The organism is Streptomyces sp. NPDC019937 (assembly GCF_040631655.1).
GTDB lineage: Bacteria > Actinomycetota > Actinomycetes > Streptomycetales > Streptomycetaceae > Streptomyces.
In genome coordinates this window covers 251,010-258,472 of the sequence record NZ_JBEYAL010000008.1, presented here as the reverse complement: position 1 = coordinate 258,472, position 7,463 = coordinate 251,010, and the positions used below count along the sequence as shown (strand labels likewise).

The 7,463-nt window shown below is 71.0% G+C and carries 7 protein-coding genes and 2 pseudogenes; 4 read left to right on the top strand and 5 right to left on the bottom strand.

Going from position 1 to position 7,463, the window contains the following annotated elements:
- Positions 1 to 179: 179 nt before the first annotated feature.
- The 3 genes and pseudogenes from ABZ562_RS10860 to ABZ562_RS10850 all read right to left on the bottom strand — a co-directional run bounded on the left by ABZ562_RS10860 (position 180) and on the right by ABZ562_RS10850 (position 2,022).
- Positions 180 to 1,073 carry a LysR family transcriptional regulator gene (locus ABZ562_RS10860; RefSeq protein ID WP_361476445.1) on the bottom strand — a complete coding sequence of 298 codons (894 nt, stop codon included), beginning with the start codon at positions 1,071 to 1,073 and terminating at the stop codon, positions 180 to 182.
- An 89-nt stretch (positions 1,074 to 1,162) separates the two neighbouring features.
- Positions 1,163 to 1,273 (bottom strand): annotated as a pseudogene (locus tag ABZ562_RS10855) (FAD-dependent monooxygenase); the annotation flags it as partial.
- A gap of 68 nt (positions 1,274 to 1,341) precedes the next feature.
- Entirely contained in the window at positions 1,342 to 2,022 is a 681-nt protein-coding gene (locus tag ABZ562_RS10850; RefSeq protein WP_361476444.1) for a DUF5701 family protein, read from the bottom strand.
- 107 nt (positions 2,023 to 2,129) lie between these two features.
- Here ABZ562_RS10850 and ABZ562_RS10845 point away from each other — a divergent pair, with 107 nt between their 5' ends.
- Both ABZ562_RS10845 and ABZ562_RS10840 read left to right on the top strand, forming a co-directional pair.
- Positions 2,130 to 2,969 (top strand): DUF1963 domain-containing protein, encoded by an 840-nt coding sequence (locus ABZ562_RS10845; RefSeq protein ID WP_361476442.1) that lies wholly within the window; start codon positions 2,130 to 2,132, stop codon positions 2,967 to 2,969.
- Positions 2,970 to 3,119: 150 nt separating this feature from the next.
- Positions 3,120 to 3,581, top strand: a complete 462-nt coding sequence (locus ABZ562_RS10840) for a hypothetical protein (protein WP_361476440.1) — start codon at positions 3,120 to 3,122, stop codon at positions 3,579 to 3,581.
- 201 nt (positions 3,582 to 3,782) lie between these two features.
- Here the strand turns inward: ABZ562_RS10840 and ABZ562_RS10835 are convergent.
- Both ABZ562_RS10835 and ABZ562_RS10830 read right to left on the bottom strand, forming a co-directional pair.
- Positions 3,783 to 3,911 (bottom strand): annotated as a pseudogene (locus ABZ562_RS10835) (ATP-binding protein); the annotation flags it as partial.
- A complete protein-coding gene (locus ABZ562_RS10830) occupies positions 3,912 to 4,532 on the bottom strand; it encodes a TetR/AcrR family transcriptional regulator (RefSeq protein ID WP_361476438.1) in 621 nt (206 codons plus the stop codon).
- Positions 4,533 to 4,716: 184 nt separating this feature from the next.
- Here ABZ562_RS10830 and ABZ562_RS10825 point away from each other — a divergent pair, with 184 nt between their 5' ends.
- Together ABZ562_RS10825 and ABZ562_RS10820 are read left to right on the top strand one after the other, a co-directional pair.
- Positions 4,717 to 5,733, top strand: a complete 1,017-nt coding sequence (locus ABZ562_RS10825; RefSeq protein WP_361476462.1) for an NAD(P)/FAD-dependent oxidoreductase — start codon at positions 4,717 to 4,719, stop codon at positions 5,731 to 5,733.
- A 94-nt stretch (positions 5,734 to 5,827) separates the two neighbouring features.
- On the top strand, positions 5,828 to 7,459 hold the full coding sequence (locus tag ABZ562_RS10820) for an MFS transporter (RefSeq protein WP_361476436.1): 1,632 nt from the start codon (positions 5,828 to 5,830) through the stop codon (positions 7,457 to 7,459).
- The last annotated feature ends 4 nt before the right edge of the window (positions 7,460 to 7,463 follow it).

Below are 7,463 nucleotides of genomic sequence, written 5' to 3'. Positions count from 1 at the left end.
CCCCGCGCTCGTCGCACGCAGCGCCGCTGCGCTCTCCTCACGCGGGTTGCGAGGCACCGCACCAGACGCCGCTCGCTGATCCGGCCTGATCCACACGACACCCCCTAGCAGGCACAGCGCGGCGGGCGTGGGGCGGTCGTGGCGGCCGACAAATCCCAGGGCGGGTGGACTACTCGAACTCAGGCCGTCGCGTCGGACGGGGACCGGAAGATCAGGTCGCGCTGCCACCCGTCCTCCAGCCACTCCCGGCAGATCCGGAGGTACTCGACCGGCCCGCCGGGATACCCGGAGCTGATCAGTCCCCCGTAAGGGGTGGGTGCGCAGCCGAAATCCACTGCGGGAATGCCCGCGGCCCTTTCCTTGATCTGCTGCGCCCAGCGCTCCTCCGCCTCCGGGTGGACCTCGACGCTCGTGAAACCCTCGTCGAGGCAGCGCTTGACGAGGGTGGAGACGTAACTTCCCTGCCCGTACAGGAGATACGCGTAGTTGTTCGGGAACGCGGCCTGGGCGGGGCTGCCGACCAGGAACAGATTGGGAAAGCCGACGGCCAGGATGCCGTGCAGCGTGCGTACGCCGCCGGCCCACTTGTCGGACAGCGACTCCCCGCCCCGTCCGGTGATGGGAAAGCGGGCGGCGTCCACGGTGCGCAGATGCTCATCAGCGCGGCGGATGATCTGCGGGATGAGGTGTTGGAAGCGCAGCCGCACCCCCGGCGCCGTGTCGCGCACCAGGGCGGCCAGCGTCCGGCCGAAGGTCGCCAGATGCACGTCGGTCACCACCAGGGTGAACTCGCGCCGCGCTTGGGCGGGGTCGAAGTCGGGGCGGGTCTGGAAGACCCGGTCCGCCGAGCCGAGCGCCTGCGCGGTCTGCTCGGCCAGGCGCTCGGCCAGCGGGGTGAGCTCGTAGGCGTTCCCCACGCGGGTGAGCAGTTCATCGCCGAAGTGGCGGCGCAGCCGGGCCAGTGCGGCGCTCACGGTGGGTTGGCTCAGACCCAGCCGCTGGGCCGCCCGCGTCACACTGCACTCCTGCAACAGCGCGTCCAACGGCACCAGCAGGTTCAGATCCAGACCCACGACGCCGGCCTCCGCCCACTATCGATCTTGCCCGGACCAGCTCAGGCGGGACGGGTGCGGTTCCTCCCGAAGACACGGGTGCTGCTGACCCACCGGACGGTGCCGACCGGGAATGAGCCGAGCAGGATCTGTCGCAGCTCGCCGCGCCGCACCTCGGGGCGTCCGCCCGCGCCGTCGTCTGCCGTGTCGAGCAGAACGGTCCGCCACTATGCGTGGCACCTTCCGGACGGGCGCCGTCGGCCTCTGTAGACCTCGTGGTCGCGACTCCTTACCGGCCCGGGGCACTGCGCCCCGTCGCGGAGGCGAAGCCCAGCCAGGTGTGCCGGTTGCCGGCCCAGCACCAGCCGACCTTGGGGGCGTTGCGGCGTTCGCGGCCGTCCCGGCCGGTGCCGTTGCTGATCCAGATGGCCGGGGTGCGGGCGTCCAGGGCGCCGTTGGCCTTGCGCAGCCGGGAGCCGATGGTCATGAAGCAGCGGTTGCGCTCCAGGGCGGCGGGCTGCTGGATGACCCAGTGGATGCCCTCGGTGAGCAGCAGCGGGGTGCGGGCCTCCGCGGTGAGGGCGGGCAGTGCCTCGTTCGGGCTCCAGTTGGCCATGTGGTCGCCGCGGTCGAGGCCGGTGACGAGGTAGAGCGGGGCGTCGGGCAGCGCGACCGTGTCGAGCGGGGCGAAGAGGTCGACGTCGGGCATGTCGGTGACGACGAAGCCCGGCTTGTCGTCGCGGCGGAGCAACGGCGCGAGGGCCGAGGCCGGGGCTCGGCCCGGGTGAACGGCGAGCAGGACACCGTCACCGCCCGCGGGGCCCTCGGCGCCTGCGGCGAAGGCGCGGAGTTCGGCGGCGGGCAGCCCGGCGATCTCGTGTACCCCCAGCTCGATCAACCGCTCGGCCTGCGCGCTCAGGGCCGGGAGCACGGGGAGAACGGTGGAGGCGGCGGGCGTGGCTTCGGGCACGGATGCTCCCGGGGTCGGCGACGTGTACGGGCCCAGGGCCAACGGGCCGGCCCACCGGAACGTTCCGCTCCGTCGCGGTGTCATACGCGGCTGTTTGAATCCCCCGTATGGAACCGAACGCCACGCTCACCGCCCTGCGCGACTTCTGCGCCGAACGTCTCGGCGCGGACCTCGCGGACCGCTTCGTCCGCCTCGCCCGCCCCGGCTTCGCGCTCTCCGAGGCCGGGCCCGGTGAGGCCGCCGGGCACAGCCGGTTCGGTGGGCGGGCGATGCTCGAACCGGGTACGGAGTGGCCGGCCTGCGACGGCTTTCCGCTGAGCCTGCTCGCCGTCCTCGACACCGATGCCCTGGCCCCCTGGCTCGACGGCGTCCTCCCGGCCGGGACGGGCCTGCTCAACTTCTTCTCCCTCGACAGCGACTCGGAGATGGCCGACCCGTCCGCCATGGAGCTTTCGATCAAGTACGGCTGCCTCGACCCGCGATTGGGGGCGGTGATCGCGGCCCGCTCCGCGCATGCCGTGGAGACGGCCCCGCCCGCCCGGTCGAGCGTCTTCGAGCCGGTCCCGTGGGCGGCGGCGCCCGGCTTCGCCTTCCCCGACTCGTTCGACCCCGCCTGGAACGACCTCGACCTGGGGCCCGACGTCGATTACATGGCCAGGGCCATGCCCGCCATGCACCTGGAGGGCCTGTTGACCGAGTGGTCCCAACGGCCGGGCGCGCTCGACTCGGAGGACATCGCCTTCGGCCGACCGCAATTCCCCACCGGAAGCTCACCGATGCTGCCGAACCACGAAGACCCGAACCTCTACCACCACCTGCTGCAGCTCTCCGGGCAGGGCGAGTGGTACATCGGCGGCGACGGCGGCTGGATGCACTGGTCGATCCCCACCGAGGCACTGCGGGCGGGCGACTTCAGCCGGGCGATCCCGACCCCCGACATCTGGTGACAGGTCCCTCATAGGCGATCCACAGCCGGCAGCGGAATGGCCTATACCTCCGTCACCAGTGGCCGGAATCGCGCTTGTTGCGCGCCCCTGCCAGGTTAAGCATGGTGCTCCAGATGCTCAGTGAGCATTTCGAGACACATGGGGGAACAAATGATCCGAAAGACGCTTAAGGTGGGCGCCGCCTGCATGCTCGCGTTGGGTGCCGTGGCGGCCACCCAGGCCACCGCCCAGGCCGATGACGGGAAGGCCAAGCTCACCTACGTCCTCAGACCGCAGCTGGCCCAGAGCCCGTACACCGGGGTGGACATCTACTACGGTGGCGTCTATGCCGGGACGGGCATCTGGAGCCAGGACCCGGGCGGCGACATCAACGGGGACGGCGCCACCGACCCCGGTGACGCGCTCATCGCCTACGACGGCGCCGCCGACGGTCTGGGCGTCGAGGCCCGCCTCGACACCGGCCGCGTGGCCTCGACGCGCGGTCACGGCTCGCCCTACTGGAGCGCCTGGGCCACCGGCAACCTCGGCGAGGGCTCCAGGCACACCATGAAGGTCTGCGTGGTCAAGGGCGACTGGGAGTCCTGCCTCTCGCCGGTCAGCGTCACCGCGTAACCAGCCCCGGACGAACCGCCCCTCCGCCTCCCCGATGACGGGAAGCGGAGGGGCGCGGCGTTTCGTACCAGTGCTTCATCAGGCAACGTTCGCCGGGTTGAGCGGCCCGAACCCATCCACGCAGAAGATGACTTCGGGCTCGCCTTCCATCAGGTCACCCACGAACTCCGCACCGAGCTGGACCGGCGCACCGACACTCCCCAGGTCCAGCAGGCACGGGCCGGGCGCGTACCTGCGGGCGTTGGTGACCAGCTCGCTCACGACCAGCTGCGCCATGCCCATCGCCCGCTCCGACACCGGCAGCCCGTGCACGGCCTGCACCGTGGTGAGTCAGCGGTGGTGCCGGCGGGGCAACAGTGCGAACGCGCTCTCCGCGATCGAGGTCAGGCGGGCGGGACTGTGGCCGGACGCGCCTACGACATCGATCCCGCGGACGATGGTCAGCAGAAGGTACGCAAGGTCGTCAGGATCCGCGTCGGGGTCGATGTCGCCGCTGCGCTGCGCCGCTCGCACACACTCGGCCACCGACGTCGCGACCGCGGAGAAGCAGGCGTTGGCCATGCGTTCCACCTCGGGGTCGGAGGCGCCGAGCTCCAGGGCCATCTTGGCGGCGAAGCAGGCCGCCGCCGCCCGGTCAGGGGCAGGGGGTACGTCGTGGGCGAGTGGCACCCCGTGGACGGCGCGGAGCAAGAACCCGTGCAGTCGTTCCAGGGCGCCCTCGTCCGGTCCGGCGAGCACCTCTACCGCCAACCCCAGCCGGGCGGAGTACCTGCCCATCGCCTGCAGCAGCACGCCGTGCTTGCCGTCGAACGCGGCATAGAGGCTGCCGCGGCCCAGGCCGGTGGCGGCGCTGATGTCGTCGACGCTCGTGCCGTTGTAGCCCGAGGTGCGGAACTGCCGCTCGGCGGCATGGAGGACGTGGTCGTGGTCGAAGCTTCGCGGTCTCGCCATACAGAGAAGGTAAAGCCGACCTGCCATACTTGACAACTCAGTACAGAACTACCTAGGTTTTGGACTATTCAGTAAACAACCATCCTGAGCTCACCGGACAGGGTGCGTGCACGCCTGGCGAGTTTCATCGCCGGACTGGAGAAAGGTTGACCGAACCATGACTGACAAGGAAAGGCAGGAGGCCATGGCTGTGACGACTCCTCCGTACGCGAGCGACGCACTGGCCGAGGGGATTGTCGACGCGGTGGTGATCGGCGGGGGCGCCGCGGGGCTGAACGGTGCACTGATCCTCGCCCGCTCCCGCCGCTCGGTCGTCGTGATCGACAGCGGCTCCCCGCGCAACGCGCCCGCGGAGGCCGTGCACGGCCTCATCGCCCTGGACGGCACCCCGCCGCCCGAGATCCTTCGACGGGGCCGGGAGCAGGTGCGCCAGTACGGCGGACGCGTCGTGTCCGGCGAGGTGGTCTCGGCCGAGTCCGCCGCCCCGTCGGCGGACGGGGACCTTCGGTTCACCGTCTCCCTGGCCGACGGCCGCCGCATCACCGCCCGCCGCATCCTGGTGGCCACCGGCCTCACGGATGTGCTGCCACAGGTGCCCGGGCTCGCCGAGCACTGGGGGCACAGTGTGGTGCACTGCCCGTACTGCCACGGCTGGGAGGTGCGCGATGAGCCCATCGGCATCCTCGCCACCGGCGCGGCCTCCATCGGCCACGCGTATCTGTTCCGTCAGCTGACCGAGGACCTGACCTACTTCACCCACGGCACCGACCTGGACGAGGACAGCCGCGCCCGCTTCGCCGCCCGCGGCATCCGCGTCATCGACACCCCGGTCACCGAGGTCGTCAACGACGAGGACGGTGCCCTCACCGGAGTGCGCCTGGCCGACGGCCAGGTCGTGGCCCGCCGCGTCCTCGCGGTCGCCCCGCAGATGCAGGCCCGCACCCATGGCCTGGAAGGTCTGGGCCTGCCGGTGCGGGACCTGCCGACGGGCCGCACTTTCGCCTCCGGTATCGACGGCACCACCGAGGTGCCGGGTGTGTGGGTGGCCGGCAACGTCACCGATCCGGTTGCCCAGGTCGGGGCCTCCGCTGCGGCCGGCGCGCTGGCCGGCATCGACATCAACAAGGTGCTGGCCATCGCGGACACCGACGCGGCCCTCCAGGGGATCGCCGAGGGAAGCCGACAAGGGGCCACAGCGTGATCTTGAAGCCCCGAGATCTCAGCCCGTCGCCCGCTCGCCTCACGGGCAATCAAGTGATCCCGCGCGTCCGCCCCGTTCCCCTCAGGAGCTACTGATGTCCTTCCTTGCGGACACCCCCGTGGAGAAAATGGCCGGGCCTTACGTGCGGCGCTGGTGGGCGCTGCTCGTGCTGTGCCTGAGCCTGCTGATCACGGTGATGGCGAACACGTCGCTGATCGTCGCCGCCCCCGACATGACCACCGACCTGGGCCTGAGCAGCAGTGATCTGCAGTGGGTCGTCGATAGCTACACCGTTCCGTACGCGGCGCTGATGCTGGTGCTGGGCGCGATCGGCGACAAGTACAGCCGGCGCGGCGCGCTGGTGCTGGGTCTGCTGATCTTCGCCGGCGGTTCGGTGATGGGGAGCATGGTCGACGAGACCTCGCTGGTCATCGTGGCCCGCGCGATCATGGGTGTGGGTGCCGCGGTCGTGATGCCGGCCACGCTGTCCCTGGTGGTCGCGACCTTCCCCCGGAGCGAGCGGGCCAAGGCCATCACCGCCTGGGCCGCGACCTCCGGGCTGGCGGTAGCCGTCGGCCCGCTGGTCTCCGGCTGGCTGCTCGAGGACCACGCCTGGGGCTCGACCTTCCTGATCAACGTGCCGATCGCCGTCGTCGCCGTGTTCGGCGCGCTCGCCCTGGTACCGCCGTCCAAGGCGGAGGGCATGGGCCGGATCGACTACGTCGGTGGTCTGCTGTCGATCGTCTCCGTCGGCTCCCTGATCTACGCCGCCATCGAGGGCCCGCACTTCGGCTGGGGCGTCGGCCCCGTCACCGCCGCCGTGGTCGCCGGTGTCGGTCTGGTCGCCTTCGTCGCCTGGGAACTGCGGCACCCGCACCCGATGCTGGGCGTCCGAAAGTTCGCGCTGCGGCCCTTCACCGGCTCGATGCTCGCGGTGACGTTCTTCTTCTTCGGTATGTTCGCCGTGATCTACTACTCGACGCAGTTCCTGCAGTTCGTCCTCGGCTACGGCGCCCTGGACACGGGTGTACGGCTGCTGCCGCTGGGCGGTGCGGTGTTCCTCGGGTCCGCGGTGACCGGGACGCTCACCCCGAAGCTGGGGGTGAGGGTGATGGTCGTGACCGGCATGACCGTCGGCACGGCGGGCATGTTCCTGCTCACCCAGATCGACAAGGGGTCGACGTACGGGGACTTCCTGGTGCCGCTGATGATGCTGGGCCTCGCGCTCGGACTGAGCGTCTCCCCGGCGACCGACACGATCATGGGCTCCTTCCCCGAGTCCGAGCTGGGCGTCGGCGGCGGTGTCAACGACACCGCGCTCGAGCTGGGCGGGGCGCTGGGCATCGCGGTGCTGGGCTCGCTGCTGGGCACGACCTACCGGGACGAGCTGACCGACCTGGTGGGCAACCGGCTCCCGGCGGAGGCGATGGAGACCGCCAAGGACTCGGTCGGCGCCGGCCTGGCCGTCGCGGAGCGGGTCGCGCAGGATCCCTCCGCCGGGCCCCAGCAGGCCCAGGCCGCCGTGGACGCCGTCCACCAGGCCTTCGCCCACGGCGTCGCCCAGACCAGCCTCATCGGCGGGATCATCATGGCCGCCGGAACACTGGTCGTCCTCGCGGTCCTGCCGGGCCGGCGCGGGTTCGCGAGGAAGAGCGCCGAGCCGGGGGCCGGGACGGCGGCGAGCGAGGCGGCGACTGTGCGGGAGCACACCGGGTCCACCCACTAGATCG